This is a genomic window from Streptomyces sp. NPDC001443 (genome assembly GCF_053597355.1).
The window spans coordinates 195,524-215,749 of record NZ_JBSFIA010000005.1 but is presented as its reverse complement, the minus strand read 5'-3'; the positions used below and the strand labels follow the sequence as shown (position 1 = coordinate 215,749).

The following is a 20,226-nucleotide window of genomic DNA, read 5'->3' as shown; positions in this document are numbered from 1 at the left end:
ACCGGGCCGTCAGTCCACGACGACCATCTCCCGGGTCGTGTCGTTGAGGCGGCGGCCGCCGTCCTCGGTCACGGTCACGATGTCCTCGATGCGCACCCCGAAACGGCCGGGCAGGTAGACGCCGGGTTCGACGGAGAAGCACATGCCGGGGACCAGGGGCTGCTCCTCGCCCTCGATCATGTACGGCGGCTCATGGGTGGTGACGCCGATGCCGTGACCGGTGCGGTGGATGAAGTACTGCCCGTACCCGGCGTCCTCGATGACCCGGCGGGCGGCCCGGTCGACCTCCTGGCAGGCGACGCCCGGCCGTACGGCCCGGAAGCCCGCCTCCTGGGCCGCGCGCACGAGGTCGTGGACCGTCCGTTCCTCGTCCGTGGGCTCGCCCACGTGGACCGTGCGGCTGGTGTCGGAGCCGTAGCCGTCCTTGAGTCCGCCGAAGTCGAGGACGACCATGTCGCCGCGTTCGATGACCCGGTCGCCCACCTCGTGGTGCGGGTTGGCGCCGTTCGGTCCCGAGGCGACGATGGTGAAGTCGACCTGGGAGTGACCGTGGTGGCGCAGCAGGCCCGCGAGGTCGGCGGCGACGTCGGATTCCCGGCGTCCGGCGAAGCGCACGTCGCGGATCTCCTCGAACGTCGCGTCCGCGGCGGCGCCCGCGGCGGCAAGCAGCTCCAGCTCGGCCGGGTCCTTCACGGCGCGCAGCATCGGCAGGGCGACGGTGAGGGAGGCGTACGAGGCGCCGGGCAGCGCCTGCTGCAGCGCGAGCAGATGCAGCGCCCAGGCGTTGTCGCTGATCCCGAAGGAGCCCGAGGCGTCGAGGAGGCCCGCGGTGAGCGCGTAGGGGTCCTTGCCGTCGGTCCAGTCGCGCAGCGCCAGGGCGGTCGCCCCCGTGGCCTTGGCGGCGTCGGGGGCCTCCAGGGCGGGGACGACGAGGACGGGGTCCTGCCCGGCGGCGAGGAGCAGCAGGGTGAGGCGCTCGGTGGCCGCAGGGGGCGCGTAGCCGGTGAGCCAGACGAGGTCGGGGCCCGGTGCCACCAGGAGCCCGGCCAGCCCGGCGTCGGCCGCGGCCCGGGCGGCCCGGTCCATCCGGTCCCGGTAGTCGTCTGCGGTGAAGCGCGCGGCCGTGCTGCCGGTCATCCGGGCCTCCCTGGGTGGACGAAGAGGGGCTACGGGCAGCATCCTGCCCGGCCGGAGGGGCCCGCGCGAGCCGGTCGGCCGAGGACGGGACGGTGTCGTCAGACGACGACGCCCGGGACGGCCCTCAGTCGCTGGTGGGCTCCGTCGTGGTGCCGGACGGTCAGGGTGACCTCCCTGCCGGGGCGGGCGCGGGCGACGGCGTGCGCGAGGTCGGCCGCCGAGCCGATCCGGGTCCTGCCGAAGGCGATCAGCACGTCTCCGCGGACCAGCCCCGCCGAGTAGCCGGGGCCGGGGACGTGGACGCCGACGACCAGCGCCCCGGACCGCCCGGCGTCGACCGCCTCGACGCCGAGGGCCGCCGTGGGGACGGCGGGCGGCAGGGACGGCATCGGGGACACCGGGTACACCGGTGCCACAGCGGCGCCGGAGCCGTCGGCCGCGGACCCGGGGCCGGCGGCCGCCGGTCCGTGGGAGGCCGCCGCCCGGCGCTGGAGCTCGGCGAGCTTGCCCATGCTGATCACCGTCGTCCCCACCGTCCCGAGGCCCACCCCGGACAGCACCAGCGCCGTTCCCAGGAGCAGGCCGAACAGCAGGGTCGTGAGCCGCCGGCCGCGGCGGCGCGCGGTGTGCGGGCGCCGGGTACCGCCGGCGGGCCCGCCGGCGCCCGAGGGCCGCTGTCCGGGCATCGGTCCGGGACGCAACGCGCTCTGTCCCAACGCACTCTGTTCCATGGATCGCCTCCGCCCGGTGCTCTACCCGCGGCACCGGCGTGGCACGAGACACGAACGAGTGAGACTGACCCGGGGCCGGGGACGGGCATCATCCGGTGGACGTGCCCCGCACCCCGCCGCCGCGCCGATGCTAGGCGCAGGAGGGGCACAGCCCCCGGTAGGTGACCTCGACCTCGGAGATCGTGAAGCCGAACCGTTCCACCGCCGGAAGGTCGGCCAGCGGATCGCCGGCGGGGTGGACGTCGCGGATCAGGCCGCAGTTGGAGCACACGAGGTGCTGGTGCGGTCGGTGCGCGTTGGGGTCGTAGCGCTTGGCGCGGCCGTCGGTGGAGACCTCTATGACCTCGCCGAGGGTGACCATCTCGCCGAGCGTGTTGTAGACGGTCGCCCGGGAGATCTCGGGCAGCCGCTGGGCAGCACGGGCGTGCACCTCGTCGGCCGTGAGGTGCACGTGGTCGCCGTCGAGGACCTCCGCAACGACACGCCGCTGGGAGGTCATCCGCCAGCCGCGGCCTCGCAGTCGCTCCAGCAGGTCACTCATATCGGTTCACCTATTCGCGTTCGGTGGGACATCCCGGATTTTACCAGTGGACATCCGGGTTCCTATCGGATATGGGTTTAGTGTGCTTCTTGACTAAGACTCTGTCCATTGTAGGATCGGATCAGGCGCTGGCCAAGGGACAAAAAGACACCAGTACGACAGGAGTGGACGCAGTGACCGTGCGAGGCTTTTCTCGCGCTCACCGCAGCTCTACGGGAGTCGGTGTCCCGTCCGTCCCTCCTCCCGCGGCCCCTGAGCACAGTGATCCGCCCCGTCCGGAAGGATTCCCATCCCATGTCCGAGAACCACGACGCCATCGTCACCGACGCGAAGTCCGGGGGCGCAGGTGGTTGCCCGGTTGCGCACGAGCGCGCCGCGCACCCGACGCAGGGCGGCGGAAACCGCCAGTGGTGGCCGGAACGGCTCAATCTGAAGATCCTTGCCAAGAACCCCGCCGTGGCGAACCCCCTGGGCGAGGACTTCGACTACGCCAAGGCGTTCGAGAGCCTCGACCTCGCCGCCGTGAAGCGGGACATCGCCGAGGTGCTCACGGACTCGCAGGACTGGTGGCCGGCCGACTTCGGCAACTACGGCCCGCTCATGGTCCGGATGGCCTGGCACAGCGCCGGCACCTACCGGATCAGCGACGGCCGCGGCGGCGCGGGCGCCGGACAGCAGCGCTTCGCCCCGCTCAACAGCTGGCCGGACAACGGCAACCTCGACAAGGCCCGCCGTCTGCTGTGGCCGGTCAAGAAGAAGTACGGCCAGAGCATCTCGTGGGCCGACCTCATGATCCTCACCGGCAACGTCGCCCTGGAGACGATGGGCTTCAAGACCTTCGGCTTCGCCGGCGGCCGCCCGGACGTCTGGGAGGCGGACGAGGACGTCTACTGGGGCCCCGAGACCACCTGGCTCGACGACCGGCGCTACACCGGTGACCGCGAGCTGGAGAACCCGCTCGGCGCGGTCCAGATGGGCCTCATCTACGTCAACCCCGAGGGTCCGAACGGCAACCCCGACCCGCTGGCAGCGGCCCGCGACATCCGTGAGACGTTCCGCCGGATGGCGATGAACGACGAGGAGACGGTCGCCCTGATCGCGGGCGGTCACACCTTCGGCAAGACCCACGGCGCGGGCCCGGCGGACAACGTCGGCGCCGACCCCGAGGCCGCCTCGATCGAGGAGCAGGGCCTGGGCTGGAAGAACTCCTTCGGCACCGGCAAGGGCGCCGACGCGATCACCAGCGGCCTGGAGGTCACCTGGACCTCCACGCCGACGCAGTGGGGCAACGGCTTCTTCGACAACCTGTTCGGCTACGAGTGGGAGCTGTCCCAGAGCCCGGCCGGCGCCCACCAGTGGGTGGCGAAGGACGGTGCCGGCGCCGGCACCATCCCGCACGCCCACGACGCGTCGAAGAGCCTGGCCCCGACCATGCTGACGACCGACCTCGCGCTGCGCATCGACCCGGCCTACGAGCAGATCTCGCGCCGCTTCCACGAGAACCCCGAGGAGTTCGCGGACGCGTTCGCCCGCGCCTGGTTCAAGCTGACCCACCGCGACATGGGCCCGCTGGCGCGCTACCTCGGCCCGGAGGTCCCGTCCGAGGTGCTGATCTGGCAGGACCCGATCCCCGCCGTCACGCACGAGCTCGTCGACGCCGACGACGTGGCCGCCCTCAAGACCCAGGTCCTCGCCTCGGGTCTGTCGGTGTCGCAGCTCGTGTCCGCCGCGTGGGCGTCCGCCTCGTCCTTCCGCGGCAGCGACAAGCGCGGCGGCGCCAACGGCGCGCGCGTACGTCTTCAGCCGCAGAGCGGCTGGGAGGTCAACGACCCCGACCAGCTCGCCCAGGTGCTGCGCACCCTGGAGGGCATCCAGGAGTCCTTCAACGCCGCCCAGTCCGGCGGCAAGGAGATCTCCCTCGCCGACCTGATCGTGCTCGCCGGCTCCGCGGCCGTCGAGAAGGCCGCCGAGGACGCCGGTGTCGACGTCGAGGTCGCCTTCACGCCGGGCCGCGCGGACGCCTCGCAGGACCAGACCGACGTGGAGTCGTTCGCCGCGCTGGAGCCGGCCGCCGACGGGTTCCGCAACTACCTCGGCAAGGGCAACCGCCTGCCGGCCGAGTACCTGCTGCTGGACCGGGCGAACCTGCTGACCCTGAGCGCGCCGGAGATGACGGTCCTCGTCGGCGGTCTGCGCGTGCTGGGCGCGAACCACAAGCAGTCGTCGCTCGGTGTCCTCACCGCCACCCCCGGCGTGCTGACGAACGACTTCTTCGCCAACCTGCTCGACCTGGACACGACGTGGAAGGCGACCTCCGAGGACGCGTCCACGTTCGAGGGCCGCGACGCCTCCGGCCAGGTCAAGTGGACCGGCAGCCGCGCCGACCTGGTCTTCGGCTCCAACTCCGAGCTGCGCGCGCTCGCGGAGGTCTACGCGAGCGACGACGCGAAGGAGAAGTTCGTGAAGGACTTCGCCGCCGCGTGGACCAAGGTCATGGACCTGGACCGGTTCGACCTCGTCTGACCGTCCGTCCCACCTCCCGCGCCTGACAGACGTCCGGGCCGGCCCGCACGGGCCGGCCCGGACGTCTTCGCGCAGTGGCGGCCGGGCCGTCCACCGCCCTCACCGCACCGGGGTCGCGGCCCCGCCGTCGAGCAGCGCCTCCGCCAGCCCGGCCGCCGGGCCGCCCGGCGCGCCCAGGCACACCAGTTCGGTGCGGTGGACGACACGCGGCCGCGTGAGCGGCACGGCGACGGCACCCGGCACCCCGGTGGCGGCCGACCGGGGCAGCAGGGTCAGCCCGTGACCCGCGGCCGCCAGGGCGGTGAGGACCCGGACGTCGGTCCCCTCGTACCGCAGCGCCGGGCGGAAGCCGGACCCGTCGACGGCGGCCCGGAGCCGGTCCAGCGGCAGTCCCGCGTCGGGCGCGTCCAGCCAGCGCGCGTGGGCGAGGTCGCCGAGGCGCAGCCCGGGGCGGCCGGCCAGCGGATGGGTGTCGGGCAGCAGGACGCAGACGGACTCCTCGCCGACGCCGTACGTCGTCAGGGGTGCCACGTCGGGCAGCCGCAGCGGATCGCTGGGAGCGGCCAGTCCGTCCACCAGTCCGAGGTCCGCCCGCCCGGCGGCGACGGCCTCGGGCACCTCGTCGCGGGCCAGCACCCGCAGGGTCACCCCGGCCCGCGGAAGCGCCGCCACGGTACGGGGCCCGAGCGCGGTCGCGGTGGTCGCGAGCGTCAGCCCGTGCTCGGGTGCGGCGGCCCTGCGCACGACGTCCGCGCGGGCCGCCTCCAGGCGCAGCAGCAACGGGCCCGCGTGCTCCAGGAGCCGCTCGCCCGCCGGGGTGGGAACGACCGGGCGGCGGGTGAGCAGGCCGGTGCCGAGGTCCTGTTCCAGCGCGGCGATGTGCTGGGAGACGGCGGACTGGGTGTAGCCCAGCTCGCGGGCGGCCGCCGAGAAGGAGGCGAGGCGGGCCACGGTGACGTAGGTGCGCAGGAGATGCGGGTCCATGCCGCCCCAGCATGCCATCAGCGATGCTTATCAGGCGTGCAGGAATCATCGTTGGACGTGAACTGCGGGCGCACACAGGATGAGGTGCATGACGCACTCCCACACGGCGAGGATCGCCCTGGTCGGCGACCGTTCCCCCGAGGTCGCCTCGCACGCCCGTATCCCCCTGCTGCTGGACGCCCTGGCCGAACGCGACGGGCTCGTCCTCGACGCCTACTGGATCCCCTCCGAGGACGCCGCCGCCGAGGGCGCGGTACGCGGCTTCGACGCCGTCTGGGTGCTGCCGGGCAGCCCGTACCGCAGCGAGGCGGGCGTGCTGTCCGCGATCCGGACCGCACGCGAGGAAGGCATCCCGTTCCTCGGCACCTGCGGCGGGTTCCAGCACGCGCTGCTGGAGTTCGCCCGTCACGTCTGCGGACTGACCCGGGTGGCGCACGCCGAGAACGAGCCGGACGCCGACGACTTCCTGATCGAGCCGCTGGTCTGCTCCCTGGTCGGCCACGAGGCGGCGGTGACGGTCGAGCCGGGCTCGCTGGCCCAGTCCGTGATCGGCGCGGAGCACACCGTGGAGCGCTACTTCTGCGCGTACGGCCCCTCCCGCCACCTCGACACGCTGCGCGCCCACGGACTGCGCTTCTCCGGCCACGACGCGGACGGCCACGTCCGGATCGCGGAACTGCCCGGCCACCCCTTCTACTTGATGTCCCTCTTCCAGCCGGAGCTGTCCGGCGACGGCTCGCGCCCGCACCCGATGGTCCGGGCGCTGGCGCGGGCGGCCGTGGAACACGCGGGCCGGTTCAGCCGGCCGCGGGGGTGAGCGCGGGCGGGCGGTTCGGCAGGAAGCCGTGCGAACGGCGGGCCAGATAGGCGGACTTGTAGCGGTCGACCGTCCGGTGCCAGTTCAGGATGCCCGCCATCCAGTTCTCCAGATCGGACACATAGCCCCGCATCACCTCGCGTGCCTCCTCCGACAGGCCGAAGTCGTCGTAGAGGACGGGCAGTTCGTGCGCGACGACGTGTTCGAACTGGCGCATGCGCTGGTTCATCAGGTCGGCGACCACGCGCAGGGCGGCCGGGTAGTCGCAGCCGAAGAAGTTCTGCACGACGAGGACGGCGTTGTGGATCTCGCCCTCGTACTCGATCTCCTTCTGGTACGAGAAGACGTCGTTGAGCAGGCAGGCGTAGTCGACGGCCGCGTTCTCCAGGGAGCGGACGGGGCCGCTGCGGTACACCTCCGGCGGGACGGCGGGACCGTGGCCGAGCCGGCACAGGCTCAGGGTGAGGTCGGAGCCGAAGGTGGCGCGCCGCATCTCCAGGTAGTCGACGGGGTCGGGGATCCGGTTCTGGAGCTGGTTGGCCAGCTCCCACACCCAGCTCTCGGTCATCTTGTCCACGGACTCCTTGAGCGTGGAGCGGGCCTCGGCGGTCATCCCCGCCGTGGTGCGCGCCCACAGGTCGGTCAGCCCGCGCTCCAACGCGCTCGCGGGGACCGGGACCGCCTCCCCGGCGACGGGCATGCACTCGGACAGGCGCCGGACCGCCTGCCGGGCGGCGGCGAGGTCGCCGCGGTGTCCGAAGACGAGCGGGAAGTAGTCGTCGCCGTAGGTCCCCCAGGCCAGCCAGCGCGAGCCGATGTCGAGGCCCTCGGGGGTCGCGTCCGGGTCGAGACCGGCCGCGCACAGCGGGAGGTCGGCCGCGGCGAGCCGGTCCTCGTCCCACACGCCCTCCGCCAGCATGCCGACACGGTGCATCCAGCCGGTCAGCCGGTGGCGGGCGCCGTCGAGGTGCGGGCTGAGCTCCACCTCGAACGGCATCCGGAAGTCGGGCAGCAGGCTGGGGCCGACCTTTTGGCGCGGCACGTGCGCGTGGGCGCGCAGGCGTTCCGCGGCGGCGGCGGCGAGCAGCGCGCCGATGTCCGAGGCGGAGGTGCCGGGCCCGGTCGGGCCGTGCCAGAACGGCACGACCCGGGCACCCTCGTTCATGTACCGGCTGGACCGCAGGTGCCACTCGTGGCCGCCGGACTGCCAGTCCTGGAGCCCCTTGGTGTACGCCGCCACCGCCGCGACCTCGCCGGGGGTCAGACCCCGGTCCACGGCCAGGGCGGGCACCTCGGTCACGGCGGTGTGCTCGAACTGGTGCAGCCGTGAGGTGAGGACGTCGTTGACGATGTCGGCGGCCTGCTGTGCGGTGCAGCCGAAGAAGGTCTCCAGGACCAGCACGCCGTTGCTGTTCTCGCCCTCGTCCTGCACCTCCCGCTGGTAGGAGAACAGGTCGTTGCGCAGGTGCACGGCGTCGGAGAAGGTCTCCATCAGCACCCGCAGCGGCCTCGATCCGGCGACGGACTCGGGGACTTCGGCGGTGGCGTACTCCACGAGACCCGCCGACCAGGGCGCGCCGCCCACCTTGCGGCGCATCTCGATGTACTCGACGGGGTTGGCGACGCGTCCCTCGTCGATGTTGGACAGCTCCCACATCGACTCGTTCAGCAGGTGCTCGGTGGCGACGGCGAAGCGGCGGCGCCAGGCGGCGGACATCGACGGCACGGTGCGGGCCCACAGGTCGGCGAGCCCGGCCTCGACCGGGTTCTGCGGCTGTGGCACGGGAGTTTCCGGGTCCAGCGGCATGAACAGCGGCAGCCGGTCCAGGTGGGCCTTGCCCGCGGCGCGGTCCGGGGTGCGCTTGAACATGTCGAGGAAGTGGTCGTCGAAGAAGAACACCCACACGTACCAGTCGGTGATCAGCGACAGCGCGGGGCCGTCGCAGTCGGGGTGGGTGTAGGCGCAGAGCAGACCGTAGTCGTGCGCGTCGAGATCGGCCTGCTCCCAGATCCCCGAGCCCTCCAGCATGCCCATCTCGCGCGCCCACCGCGTCGAGTGGGTCCGCGCCTCGTCGAGGTGGGGGTTCAACCGCGCGGGGTACGGCATGTAGAAGTGCGGGAGTTCGAACGGCTGCGTCATGGCCGGGCCCTACCCGGGCCCTCCGAGCCGCATCCACCCGGCCGGACATGATCACACCATCGCGTGAATCGAGGCCGAACCGGTCGGATTTCCCGGCCGGTACGCTCCCCCGCCGACGCCCGCCGCCCCGCGTCGGGGTGCGGCCGCCTCAGCCCTTCACCTGGATCAGCGCGTGCCGCCCGCTCGTCCGCCAGCGCTGCCCCTCGGCGGCGTCGAGCGCGTCGCGGGTGGCGGCGTCGAGTCCGGTGACCACGTCGGACTTGAGGGTGCGCAGGGCGGCGACCGGCCCGGGGAAGTAGGCGGTGGCCTCGGCGAACGGAGTGGTCGGCGGCCACCGGCGATCGCCCACCAGCCGACGGTAGTTGAGGTCGCCCTTGAAGACGGTCAGGTCGGCGGCGCCGAACTCCCCGTACAGCTCGGCGGGCATCTCCGCGTACCCGAGCGGGGCGCAGGCGAAGGGGTGGGCGCGCAGCCGGATGCGGCCGTCGGTCAGCGCGTCCCGGACCCGCCGCCCGTACCCGCCGGCCGCGCCCGGCGCCTCGGTGAGCCGGCGGACCGCGTCGAGCACGTCGGCGGTGGTGGCGTCGGAGACGTAGTACGGGTAGGGCTTGATGTGCAGCACCGCCCGCTCCACCCGCCCCTCCTCGAGCAGCCGGGCCACGAGGAGCAGGTCGGGGACGAGTTCGCGGCCCGCGTTGTCGGCGACCAGACAGAGGGTGCCGGTGCCGCCGGGCGGGAGCAGCGACCACAGGGCCGCGCCGGCGTCGGCGACCAGCGCCGGGGTGGTCCCGGCGGCGGGGCCGCCGGGGTCGGACAGCCGGAACCCGAGGTCGGCGCGGTTGCCCCAGAGCGATCCGTGCAGCAGGGCCTCGGCCTGCTCGTCGGCCGGGCGGTCCGCCAGATCGTCGAGGGCGGCCAGTTCGGCGTCCGTCTCCGGGGCGGCCAGCTCGGCGAGTTTGGAGGGCCGGAAGGGGTCGATGCCCTGCCAGGGCCCGGCCGCGAAGTACCCGACTGCTTGGAGGAGTTGACGGTAGAAGTAGCTCTCCGACCACAGCCACGGCACCTCGAACCAGGACCGGCCCGCGTACGTGTCCAGGCCCCAGGTCCGCCACCGGTCCAGGTCGTGCGCGCCGTCGGGAAGCGGTTCGAGCACGCCCTCGGCGCAGTTCTCCAGGAGCGCGTCGAGCGCGCTGCGCACGTCGGGGCCGTAGGGAAGGGCGTCGCGCACCTGGCGGATGATCGCGGGGTGCCGCTCGGCGAGCACGCCGTGGGGGAAGGAGCCGGGTTCGTCGCCCAGGATCACGGGCGGGACGGGGGTGTCGGGCATACGGCTCACCGTATCGGCCGGCTCGGGTCACACCGCGCCGGTCTCCCGCTCCAGCCGGGTGACGAGGGTCAGGTACCTCGGCCGTCGCGGCACCGGCACCAGGCCCCGGATCAGCACCCGCCACATCTCCGCGACACGGCGCGGGAGCCGGGCCACGGGCTCCAGGGAGCGTCCCACGACCCGGGTGCCGACGAAGAAGGAGACGAGGGAGTGGGCGACGGCGTCGACGTCCACGTCCGGGTGGACGTCGGACTCTCGGACCGCGCCGAGCAGCCGGCGGGTGACCAGGTCGAGCCACTCGGTGAACGGGTGCGGCAGCGGCGGACGCACCTCGACGGCGCCGGTGGCGAGCCGGAGTCCGGCCCGGGCGATCGGTCCTTCGACGGACAGGCGCGCCATGCCGAAGGTGATCCGCATCAGGGCCTCCAGGGACGGATACCCCCGGCCGTCGATCCGGCCGGCCACCTGCCGCGAGGCCTGCGACTGGAGTTCCAGGATGGCGTGGGCCAGGTCCTCCTTGGCCGCGAAGTGGAAGTACAGGGCGCCCTTGGTGACCTGTGCGTGCTCGACGATGTCGCTCAGGCTGGTCGACTCGTAGCCGCGTCGGTCGAACAGGTCCGCGGCGGCCGCGATGATCGTCGCGCGGGTCTGTTCGGCGCGTAACTGCCTCGCCATCGGATGGACACTCCCAGGGGCCGTAAAGAACGGGTCATGCCGTTTGTTTTGACTCCCCGCACACGATAACTCAATGCCCGGCCGTACCCACCAGGCATTCAAAGATCGTCGACTCCCCCTGTTCGCCCACGACTTGCAGCATCCCGTCGTCCTGGCAGGTCAGCCCTATCCAGACCGGACTGTCGAGTTCGGCGTACCGATGGAAACGCGCATGATAGGACACAGGGTCCCTTTTCCCCTCGGACCACCACACGGCCGCCTGCCGGGCCGCCTCCAGGAGCAGCATCCCCGGCACGTGGTCGAGCGGGTGGTCGAAGAAAACGGGGTGGGCGGTATCCACCCGCAGTTCCCAGCGGTCCGGTTCGTCCGTCGGGGACAGCACGACGTCGGCGGGCCGGACCCGGGCCACGCCCTCCGGCGGCAGTCCGACCCGCGGGGGCCGGGCCGGGGCGGGGCCGGTCGTACGGCCGGCCCGCAGCCGTTCGTAGACGGCCGCGCTCATGCAGGTGAAACCGACGTCCGCGTACGCCACTTGCTCTCCCGCGCACCGGACCTCCGCCGTGTAGCGGGCGGCGGTCATGCGCGTGCCCCGGTAGCGGACGTCGGTGAAGGCGATGTCGAGGACCGGTTCGGCGGGCAGTTCACCGACGGCCATGTGCTGGGCCGACGTCCACACCCGGAACTCGTCGAGCACGAACCGGTGGCCCAGGGGCACGTCGTACTCGGTGTGCGCGATCAGCGTCCCGCTCTGCCGCACGGTCTCCACGACCAGGAGCGGGTCGTACGCGGTACGGTCGCAGGAGACGTGCAACTCATGGGCCCGCGGCCACTGCGCCGACACCTGGAAACGGTCGGGCCCGGTCCGCTCCCAGTCGGTGAGGAGGGTCTCCGCCACCGCCGCGCGGTGGACGAGTTCGCGGGCCACCGTCGCCGTCATGGACGGGCTCTCGGCTTTCCGACGAGGTCTCGGCATGTCCCTCTCCCTATGGTCTCCCCCGAAGGCCATGGCGGACGGCCAAGTGCCCGATCGAATAAGCGTTAGAGTACGAGGCGACCGGTTTGTTTTCAATGAGATCAGTGGACGACGCCCGATGATCGGGCCGATCCGGCACTCGATCACGGGGTCGGCCGACTCGGCGGTGCGAAGGGGCACTTATGGCAAGACAGGAGCGCGCCATCAGGACGCGCCGGGCGATCCTGGAAGCCGCCGGCGCGGTCTTCGACGAACACGGCTACACCACCACCACCATCGCCATGGTGCTGGAGCGGGCCGAAGTCACCAAGGGCGCCCTGTACTTCCACTTCTCCTCCAAGGAGTCCCTCGCCCAGGCGGTGCTCGACGAACAGGTGCCGTTCGGCGCCGTACCGTCCCAGCCCTGCAAGTTGCAGGAGATCATCGACATGACCTTCGTCGTGGGCATGCGGCTGCTGAGCAACTCCCTGCTGCGGGGCAGCGTCCGGCTCGCGGTCGACCAGTCGACGCCGTCCGGCATCGACTTCGCGGAACCGTTCCGGCAGTGGGCCGAACGACTGACGGAACTGATGGAAGAGGCGCGCGCCCAGGGCGAGTTGCTGCCCACCGTGCGGCCGCGGGACACGGTGGAACTGCTGGTCGGCGCGTTCACCGGCATCCAGTTGATGTCGCGGGCGCTGACCGGCCGCGCGGACCTGGCCGAGCGGTTGTCGGTGCTGTGGACGCACATGCTGCCCAGCATCGCGGTGCCGGGCCTGCTGCCCGCCCTCGACAGCGGCGCCGACCGGGGCGCCCGGGTGCTGGCAGGCGTCGACACGCCGGTCGCGACGTAGCGGGCGGCGCTCGGCGTTCCGGGCGCCCGGCGGCGTTCCGGGTACCGGGCGGCGCTTCGCCGTCGGCTGAACGCGCAGGCCCCGGGCGCCGTACTGGACACAACAGAACCGTTCCCGCGCCCGCCGAGGAGACGTTCCGGATGTCCCGGATGACCGCACACCACCGCACCGCCCTGGCGGCCACCGCCGTGACCCCGCTGCTGCTGAGCCTGTGGACCGCGGCACCCGCCCTGGCGCACGGCGCGCCCACCGGTCCGGCCAGCCGGGCGTTCGCCTGCTCGCCGGAGGGGGGCTCGGCCGGGTCCGCGGCCTGCCGGGCGGCCGCGGCCGCGAGCGGGCAGAACTTCGCCGCCTGGGACGACATCCGGGTCCCGAACGTGAACGGCCGGGACCGTCAGACGATTCCCGACGGGAAGCTGTGCAGTGGCGGCCTGTCCTCCTACAAGGGCCTCGACCTCGCCCGCGCGGACTTCCCGGCCACGCGCGTGTCCCCGGGCGGGACGCTGACGATGACGTACACGGCGACGATCGCGCACGCCGGCACGTTCAAGCTGTTCCTGACGAAGCCCGGTTACGACCCGTCGAAGTCGCTGACCTGGTCCGATCTGCCCACGCAACCGTTCGCCCAGATCACGGACCCGAAGCTGTCGAACGGCGCCTACCACCTCTCGGCCAGGCTCCCCTCGGACCGCACGGGACACCAGGTGCTGTACACGATCTGGCAGACCAGCAGCACCCCGGACACCTACTACTCGTGCTCGGACGTGGTGTTCCCGAAGGCCGCGACGTCCTCGAAGGCCACTTCGGCCGCCAGGGCCACCGCACCCACGAGCACGCCGGCGCACGCGAGCGCGTCGCCCTCCGCGTCCACGCACCGGAGCGCGACCCCCTCCGCGGGCGTGTCGACGCCCGCGGCGGCGCGGACCTCGGAGCCGGCCGCCGTGGCCGCGGCGGCCGACAGCACGCCGGTCGCGGCCGGCACCGACGCCGGGTCCGGGCCCTCCGCGCCGCTCCTGGCGGGCGGCGCCGCCGCGGTGCTGGTGCTCACCGGGGGCGCCGCCCTCTTCACCCGTCTGCGGCGACGCTGAACCTCTCTGCGGGGAGGGTCAGTTGACGGTGACCGCGACGCCCCCGTCCGTCACCGGGGCGTACTTCGCGGTGAAGTAGCCGTTGGCGAAGCACAGGGACGAGCCGGACACCTTGGTGAACTGCTGGTTCACGAAGGAGATGCTGCTGTCGGCGTTGCTCGCCGTGCCGGAGAGCGACGCCGCCTGGTAGACGCAGGTGATCGAGCCGAGCAGGGTGCGCAGTTTGGCCGTGGTCTGGATGGTGGAACCGGCCGCCGGGGTCACGGTGACGGTGCCGGCGGAGGACACGGCGGTGGTGTACGGCAGGTTGTCGACCGTGATGCTGGTGACGCCGAGCACGCCGATGACGTTGCTGGAACAGCTCGCGGAGTCGAAGGTGTGCGACGCCAGGGACTCGGTGGCGGTGCCCGGCGCGGTCGGGTTGTCGCCGACCGTGGCGGTGAACTGCGACGACGTGCAGGAGATGCCGCTCGTTCCGGTCGCGCTCGAGTAGAGGGTGGCGTTGGTGCCGCTGGCCAGGTTGGCGACCAGGGTGTCGCCGCTCGCGACCGGGTTGCCGCCGGCGGTCAGGACCGCGACGTCGTCCGCCGAGGCCGTTCCGGCCATCGGCAGCGCCAGGGCCGCGACGGTGCCGACGAGCGTGAGGAGGGTGCGTGTGCGCATGCGGGTGCCTCTTCTCCGAAGTGGGGGGCGTTGCGGGGGGGGTGCGGGTCGAGGAGCTGGGGGGTGGGGTCGGCGAGGACGCGCTCGGGCGTCCGCCATTGCCGACCCGTGACGCCTTCTCCGTACGTGACGGGCCGGCAACAGCAGCTGCCGGCCTGGGCCGACGACCATGGGGGAGCCGGCGGCCGGGCCGGGCGGAAGGGGCGACCGGTCACGGTGCGCCGGAAGGCGGCCGTGGCGGCGCCGAGAGAAATACGGACTCGTGGGTCACTGGGGACGGAGGCCGGGAACGCGGGCAGTCGCCGCGTCAGGGATCCGGCGCCACGGATCCGGGCTGAGCCAACGAGAGTTGTAGACCTGATGCTCAGTCAACGTCAAGCATGGACAAGGAAGTTGGCGTAAACCGTCGGGTCCCGTAACACCTTCCGAATTCCTTGATCCATAGGCGAAGCACAATCGACACCCTTTTTCCACATCTCTCTTGACCCTTGGCTGTAACCATCGGTAACTTCCTCGGCGGCTACTGCTGCGTAACCGTGAAAGCCCTTGTGGGAGCCGGGAGTCACAAGGAGGCGTGCGCCGCAGCCGCTGTCCGCGCCAGGACAACGCGCCACTGAAGCCCAACCCGCACTGACTATGCCCACGGGAGCAGACATGGCCTCGTCCCCGGACGTCACTCCGTCCGAAGACAACACCCCAGAGAACCCGGAAAGCGGTTCCGCGGCCGCGACGGCGGCGGGCGCCGCCGGATCCGGCCGACGCGGACGTGTCCGGATGCGCCGGGCCGCGGTGATGGCGGTACCGGCCACCCTGGTCGCCGCCGGTATGGCGGTCCTGACCGCGCAGGGGGCGCTCGGCGTGCAGTTCTCGATCTCCGGCATGCCCTTCACCGTCACCGCGACCGAGCTCGACGGCACCGGCTTCGAGCAGTTCGGCGCCCTCGACAACATGGCGAAGGACAGCCCCAACGCGGGCGACACCGGCGGGCAGGTGCTGGTCGTCACCTCGGCCATCAAGGACGCCCACCTCACCAAGCTGTGCCAGAGCGTCGACCTCGGCGGCATCAACCTGCACATCACCGCGGGCGACGGCAAGGACCGGGTGCACGCCACCGACCTGACCACCGACTCCACGCTGCTGTCCGGCGACGCCGAGTTCCACGGCATCGAGATCGGCAACGACGCCAGCGAGCTGAACAAGGCGGGCGTCAAGGGCCCGATCGGCGTCTTCAGCCAGCAGGCCGACACCGTGCACATCGACAACCTGCGGCAGACGAACTACGCCACCACGGCCGGTGTGTTCACCCTGCCGAACCTCCACCTGGGCTTCAGTGACGACGCCTGCTGATCCCGTGCCGAACCGTCCACGGCGGTCACCGCGGTCCGCCTTCCGAGCCTGGCGGGCCCAGCGGCCGTTCTGGGGCGGGCTGCTGCTCGCCCTGGGCGGTGCGTGGATCCTGCTGACCGAGAAGGCGTCGCTGAAGGTCGTCGTGCACATCGGCATGCAGGGCCTCACGGGCTATCTGCTGCCCGTGCTCATGCTGTTGTGCGGGCTGCTGATCCTCTTCAACCCGACGCAGCGGCTCTTCTACTCGATCACCGGCGTCCTGGTCACCCTGGGCACCTGGATCACCTCGAACCTGGGAGGCTTCTTCATCGGCCTGCTCCTCGGGGTGGTCGGCAGTTGCCTCGCCTTCGGCTGGCTGCCGGAGCAGGAACCGCGCCGCAGCCGCCGCGACCGTCGGCGGGAGGCGGCGCGGGCACGGCAGGCCCAGCCGCCGCGGCAGGGCGGGGACACCTCGCCGAAGATGCTGAACGAAGCGGGCGGGCCGGCCTGACACCGGCGGGCGGGGCCGCCCCGCGCCGTCGGGCGCGGCCCACGTCCCGTGGTCCGCGCCCGGCGTTCAGGAGGACACCGGCTCGCCCGTGTCCTCCTTCATCGCCTTCGCCTCGCTCTTGAGGATGCGCATCGACCTGCCGAGCGCCCGTGCCGTGTCGGGCAGTTTCTTCGACCCGAACAGCACGATGACGACGAGCGCCACGATCAGCAGGTGCCAGGGCTCCAGCCCGTTGCGGAGCATGTGCCGCCTCCCCTTCCGCCTGCGGCCCGTCGCAGGTCCGTGAGCGACGGTTGCCGCCTTCGCGCAACTGTACAACCCGGGGGATACGCCCCCGCGAAGGCATGCGTCCACGGACGCACCCGGGTGAACGCGCACAAACCGAGCACGGGTGTCCGGAAGTCACCGGAACTTATCCTCCGGCCCGTTAGTTTCTACGTTGCTGTAGAGACTGACGGCCCGAAGCGCCGTCGGCGCTCATCGGCACACAGCACTGACGACTACCGACATCTGGAGTTCTCATGGCCCTGTGGGACCGCATCAAGGAGTCCGCGTCGACGATGCAGACCCAGCTCGTGGCGAAGAAGAACGACCTCAAGAGCGGCGCCTTCCGCGACGCGAGCATGGCGATGTGCGCCCTGGTCGCGGCGGCGGACGGCACCGTCGACCCGGCCGAGCGGCAGCGCGTCGCCCAGCTCATCGCCACCAACGAGGTGTTGCAGAACTTCCCCGCCGACGACCTGCGCCGCCGCTTCGAGGAGAACCTGGACAAGCTGACGGCCGACTTCGCGTTCGGCAAGGTCAGCGTGTTGCAGGAGATCGCCAAGGCGAAGAAGAAGCCCGCCGAGGCACGTGCCGTGATCCAGATCGGCATCGTCATCGGCGGCGCCGACGGCGACTTCGACAAGACGGAGCAGGCCGTGGTGCGCGAGGCGTGCTTCACGCTGGACCTGCCGCCGCACGAGTTCGACCTCTGATCCTCCCGCCGGCCGGGGAGCCGGGGTCCACCCCCGGTCCCCGGCTCCGGCCTCCGGCTGCCGTTCGGATCCGGCCAAGATCGCCCCCATGATTGACGTGCACGCGCCACACCCCTACTTTCTGACCGACTTGCCGAACCATGTTCGACATTTCGAATGAGAGATGGCATCGGCAGGCCTTTCGTGTCATCCCGTCCCGACGGCGCCCGCACCCTTTTGGAGAACCCGTGCCCGCAGCCCCCCACGCGTCCCGCCGCACGTTCCTCGGCCTGACCGCCACCGTGCCGCTCGCCCTCTCCGGCGCGCTCACCCTGGGCGCCGGAACCGCCCGCGCCGCCGACTCGGCGTACGTCATGGGCTACTTCACCGAGTCCCCGAGCGGCAACGGCACCGACTACGGCCTCCATCTGGCCGTCAGCGCGGACGCGCTGAACTGGACCCCGCTGAACCAGAACAACCCCGTGGTCACCCCCACCGAGGGCGCGGGCGGCCTGCGCGACCCCTTCATCCTGCGCAAGCAGGACGGCACGTTCGTCGTGCTCGCCACCGACCTGAAGGGCACCGACTGGAGTTACGTCAGCCAGTACGTCCACGTCTGGAACTCGACCGACCTGCGCACCTTCACCGGCTACCACCGGCTGAGACTGCACGACATGAACACCCACAGCTGGGCGCCCGAGGCCTACTGGGACGCCGGGCGCGGCCAGTACGGGATCATCTACTCGGCCGTCAACGACAGCGGCCACAACGTCATCATGGTCAACTACACGACCGACTTCGTCACCGCGTCCGCCCCCCAGGTGTTCTTCGACCCCGGCTACGACGTCATCGACGGCGATCTGGCCGTAGGCGTGAACGGCGTCAACTATCTTTATTTCAAGTCGAGTTCGGCGCAGGCATTGGTGGGCGCACGGTCCACGTCGCTCACCCCGGGCAGCTTCACCGCGTTCAGCACCGGCGTCGCGCACGGTGGTACGGAGGCGCCGATCCTCGTCAAGTCACAGGCGACCGGGGCCTGGTGGCTCTGGGGGGACACGTACACCCCGAACGGCGTCTTCTACGCCTGGCAGAGCGGCAGCCTGTCGGCGGGCACCTGGACCGCGGTGGACCAGCGGACGTACACCCAGCCGGTGAACTCCAAGCACGCCACGGTCCAGCCGATCACCACGACCGAGTACACCGACCTGCTGGCCAAGTGGGGCGCGCCGGCCTGGAACCGGCTGAAGTCCTACAACTACCCGGCCCGTTACGTCCGCCACTCCAATTACGCGGGCCGGATCGACGAGTATCCCTTCGACCCGTACCAGGACTCGCAGTGGAAGCTGGTCCCGGGACTGGCCGACAGCGCCGGGGTCTCGTTCCAGTCGGTCAACTACCCGACCCGCTACCTGCGGCACGCCGACTACCAACTGCGACTGGACGTCCACGACGGCACGTCGACGTTCTCCCAGGACGCGACATTCTACCGGACGGCGGGCCTGGCGGACGCGACCTGGTCGTCGTTCCGCTCGTACAACTATCCGACGCGGTACATCCGCCACTCGAACTACGTCCTGCGCATCGACCCCGTCTCCACCGCCACCGAGCAGCAGGACGCGACCTTCCGCGTCGGCCACTGAGCCTTCGGGGGGCCTGCCGGGCGACGCGGACCGCCGCCCTCACCGACGGCGAGGGCGGCGGTGCGGCGTGGGATCAGACCAGGCCGACCGAGGCCAGCCACTCCTTGGCGACGTCCAGCGGGTCCTTGTTCTCCAGCTGCACCTTCGCGTCCAGGGCCAGCAGCGTCTCGGTGTCGAGCTTGGCCGAGACCGCGTTGAGCGCGGCGGCGCCCTCCTTGGAGAGGCCGCCCTTGTAGACGAGCGGCTGCACGTTCTCGAACCCGAAGAGGTTCTCCGGGTCCTGGAGGACGACGTGCTTCTCCTGGGTGATGGTCGCGTCGGTGGTGAAGAGGTCCGCGACCTGCACGGTGTTCTTCTTCAGCGCGGCCTGGGTCAGCGGACCGCCCGCGTCCAGCGCCTTGAAGGACTTGAACTCCAGGCCGTACACGGACTTCAGGCCCACCAGGCCCTGCTGCCGGGTCTGGAACTCCGGCGAGGCGCCGAGGACCAGGTCCTTCGCCGCGTCCTTGAGGTCGGCGATGCTGGACCGGGACGTCAGGTCGTACTTCTTGGCGGTCTCCGCGTTGACCGTGACGGAGTCCTTGTCCTGCGCCGGGGCCGGGTCGAGCAGTTCGAGCTTGGCGTCCAGCTTCGCGCCGATCGCGGCCGTCGTGGCCTCGACCGTCTTCGGCGCGGCCTTCGCGTCGAGGTAGGCAAGGAGCGCGCCGTTGTACTCGGGCAGCACGGTGATGGAGCCGTTCTTGAGCAGACCGTAGGTCGTCTCACGGCTGCCGATGTTCGGCTTGTAGGTGACCTCGACGCCCTTGGCCTTCAGCGCCTCGCCGTAGATGTCGGCGAGCAGGATGCTCTCGGCGAAGTTGTTGGAGCCGACGACGACGGACTTGCCGTCCGCCTTGCCGTCCGCCAGCGGGTCGCCGGCGTCGTCGGAGGAGGAACATCCCGCCAGCAGGGCCGTCGCCGCGGCGAGCGCGACGGCAGCGGCGCCGGGGTGTCTCCGGATGAACGTGCTGCTGAGGACGTTGGAAGTCACGATTCCCGTTCCGGGTTCGGGGGTTGGCTGACCTTGCGGTGGTGCGGTCGGTACAGAGCTCTCCTGATCCAATCCAGCCTGTTCGTGATCAGTCAAGGGGATTCCGGTCACCGATTTGCTTCGATACGCGTCCCGTTGTAAACGCGGCGTGAACGAGCATGAACGAGCCGGACATGGGCCGCGACAGACGGGTTGTAACCGGATCTTGACGTAGAGCGAGGTCCTTGATCGATCAATGAACAGGTAGTCTCCAGGCAGCTCGCGAGGCACGACACCCCTTTTGAGACGATCGAAACCGGTCACGCGACACACCACGCATCGCGCAGCACCC

The 20,226-nt window shown here is 71.4% G+C and carries 19 protein-coding genes; 8 read left to right on the top strand and 11 right to left on the bottom strand.

Features of this window, described 5'->3' with window-relative positions:
• Positions 1-9: 9 nt before the first annotated feature.
• The 3 genes from ACWC24_RS08950 to ACWC24_RS08940 all read right to left on the bottom strand — a co-directional run bounded on the left by ACWC24_RS08950 (position 10) and on the right by ACWC24_RS08940 (position 2,409).
• Entirely contained in the window at positions 10-1,137 is a 1,128-nt protein-coding gene (locus ACWC24_RS08950) for a M24 family metallopeptidase (RefSeq protein WP_450662138.1), read from the bottom strand.
• Positions 1,138-1,235: 98 nt separating this feature from the next.
• On the bottom strand, positions 1,236-1,853 hold the full coding sequence (locus ACWC24_RS08945) for a PDZ domain-containing protein (RefSeq protein WP_450662186.1): 618 nt from the start codon (positions 1,851-1,853) through the stop codon (positions 1,236-1,238).
• Between the two features lie 145 nt (positions 1,854-1,998).
• Entirely contained in the window at positions 1,999-2,409 is a 411-nt protein-coding gene (locus ACWC24_RS08940; RefSeq protein ID WP_450662137.1) for a Fur family transcriptional regulator, read from the bottom strand.
• Positions 2,410-2,703: 294 nt separating this feature from the next.
• Here ACWC24_RS08940 and katG point away from each other — a divergent pair, with 294 nt between their 5' ends.
• The gene (katG, locus tag ACWC24_RS08935; RefSeq protein ID WP_450662136.1) at positions 2,704-4,932 is read left to right on the top strand and encodes a catalase/peroxidase HPI; all 2,229 of its coding nucleotides are present in this window, start codon (positions 2,704-2,706) and stop codon (positions 4,930-4,932) included.
• A gap of 99 nt (positions 4,933-5,031) precedes the next feature.
• Here the strand turns inward: katG and ACWC24_RS08930 are convergent, their stop codons facing one another.
• Positions 5,032-5,916 carry a LysR family transcriptional regulator gene (locus ACWC24_RS08930; protein ID WP_450662135.1) on the bottom strand — a complete coding sequence of 295 codons (885 nt, stop codon included), beginning with the start codon at positions 5,914-5,916 and terminating at the stop codon, positions 5,032-5,034.
• An 88-nt stretch (positions 5,917-6,004) separates the two neighbouring features.
• Between ACWC24_RS08930 and ACWC24_RS08925 the strand changes: the two genes are divergently transcribed.
• Positions 6,005-6,733: a CTP synthase C-terminal region-related (seleno)protein gene (locus ACWC24_RS08925; protein ID WP_450662134.1), complete on the top strand. Its 729-nt coding sequence runs from the start codon at positions 6,005-6,007 to the stop codon at positions 6,731-6,733.
• On the opposite strand, the gene cyc2 is transcribed toward ACWC24_RS08925, so the two are convergent.
• The 4 genes from cyc2 to ACWC24_RS08905 all read right to left on the bottom strand — a co-directional run bounded on the left by cyc2 (position 6,714) and on the right by ACWC24_RS08905 (position 11,848).
• The gene (gene cyc2 / locus ACWC24_RS08920; RefSeq protein WP_450662133.1) at positions 6,714-8,873 is read right to left on the bottom strand and encodes a germacradienol/geosmin synthase Cyc2; all 2,160 of its coding nucleotides are present in this window, start codon (positions 8,871-8,873) and stop codon (positions 6,714-6,716) included. The genes ACWC24_RS08925 and cyc2 overlap by 20 nt on opposite strands.
• A gap of 148 nt (positions 8,874-9,021) precedes the next feature.
• Positions 9,022-10,200 (bottom strand): damage-control phosphatase ARMT1 family protein, encoded by a 1,179-nt coding sequence (locus ACWC24_RS08915; RefSeq protein WP_450662132.1) that lies wholly within the window; start codon positions 10,198-10,200, stop codon positions 9,022-9,024.
• Positions 10,201-10,227: 27 nt separating this feature from the next.
• Entirely contained in the window at positions 10,228-10,875 is a 648-nt protein-coding gene (locus tag ACWC24_RS08910) for a ScbR family autoregulator-binding transcription factor (RefSeq protein WP_450662131.1), read from the bottom strand.
• Positions 10,876-10,945: 70 nt separating this feature from the next.
• A complete protein-coding gene (locus ACWC24_RS08905) occupies positions 10,946-11,848 on the bottom strand; it encodes a ScbA/BarX family gamma-butyrolactone biosynthesis protein (RefSeq protein WP_450662130.1) in 903 nt (300 codons plus the stop codon).
• 182 nt (positions 11,849-12,030) lie between these two features.
• Here ACWC24_RS08905 and ACWC24_RS08900 point away from each other — a divergent pair, with 182 nt between their 5' ends.
• Both ACWC24_RS08900 and ACWC24_RS08895 read left to right on the top strand, forming a co-directional pair.
• On the top strand, positions 12,031-12,681 hold the full coding sequence (locus ACWC24_RS08900) for a ScbR family autoregulator-binding transcription factor (protein ID WP_450662129.1): 651 nt from the start codon (positions 12,031-12,033) through the stop codon (positions 12,679-12,681).
• Between the two features lie 140 nt (positions 12,682-12,821).
• Positions 12,822-13,769 carry a lytic polysaccharide monooxygenase auxiliary activity family 9 protein gene (locus ACWC24_RS08895; protein WP_450662128.1) on the top strand — a complete coding sequence of 316 codons (948 nt, stop codon included), beginning with the start codon at positions 12,822-12,824 and terminating at the stop codon, positions 13,767-13,769.
• A gap of 18 nt (positions 13,770-13,787) precedes the next feature.
• Here the strand turns inward: ACWC24_RS08895 and ACWC24_RS08890 are convergent, their stop codons facing one another.
• A complete protein-coding gene (locus tag ACWC24_RS08890) occupies positions 13,788-14,432 on the bottom strand; it encodes a Tat pathway signal sequence domain protein (protein ID WP_450662127.1) in 645 nt (214 codons plus the stop codon).
• Between the two features lie 654 nt (positions 14,433-15,086).
• On the opposite strand from ACWC24_RS08890, the gene ACWC24_RS08885 reads away from it, so the two are divergent.
• Both ACWC24_RS08885 and ACWC24_RS08880 read left to right on the top strand, forming a co-directional pair.
• Entirely contained in the window at positions 15,087-15,779 is a 693-nt protein-coding gene (locus tag ACWC24_RS08885; RefSeq protein WP_450662126.1) for a DUF6230 family protein, read from the top strand.
• 4 nt (positions 15,780-15,783) lie between these two features.
• The gene (locus ACWC24_RS08880) at positions 15,784-16,269 is read left to right on the top strand and encodes a DUF6114 domain-containing protein (RefSeq protein ID WP_450662125.1); all 486 of its coding nucleotides are present in this window, start codon (positions 15,784-15,786) and stop codon (positions 16,267-16,269) included.
• 66 nt (positions 16,270-16,335) lie between these two features.
• On the opposite strand, the gene tatA is transcribed toward ACWC24_RS08880, so the two are convergent.
• Positions 16,336-16,512, bottom strand: a complete 177-nt coding sequence (gene tatA, locus ACWC24_RS08875) for a Sec-independent protein translocase subunit TatA (protein ID WP_450662124.1) — start codon at positions 16,510-16,512, stop codon at positions 16,336-16,338.
• Between the two features lie 278 nt (positions 16,513-16,790).
• On the opposite strand from tatA, the gene ACWC24_RS08870 reads away from it, so the two are divergent.
• The gene (locus ACWC24_RS08870; protein ID WP_450662123.1) at positions 16,791-17,246 is read left to right on the top strand and encodes a tellurite resistance TerB family protein; all 456 of its coding nucleotides are present in this window, start codon (positions 16,791-16,793) and stop codon (positions 17,244-17,246) included.
• 227 nt (positions 17,247-17,473) lie between these two features.
• The gene (locus ACWC24_RS08865; protein WP_450662122.1) at positions 17,474-18,865 is read left to right on the top strand and encodes a glycoside hydrolase family 43 protein; all 1,392 of its coding nucleotides are present in this window, start codon (positions 17,474-17,476) and stop codon (positions 18,863-18,865) included.
• 73 nt (positions 18,866-18,938) lie between these two features.
• Here ACWC24_RS08865 and ACWC24_RS08860 read toward each other — a convergent pair whose 3' ends face one another.
• Positions 18,939-19,895, bottom strand: coding sequence for an ABC transporter substrate-binding protein (locus ACWC24_RS08860; RefSeq protein WP_450662121.1), 957 nt, complete (start codon positions 19,893-19,895; stop codon positions 18,939-18,941).
• Between the last annotated feature and the right edge of the window lie 331 nt (positions 19,896-20,226).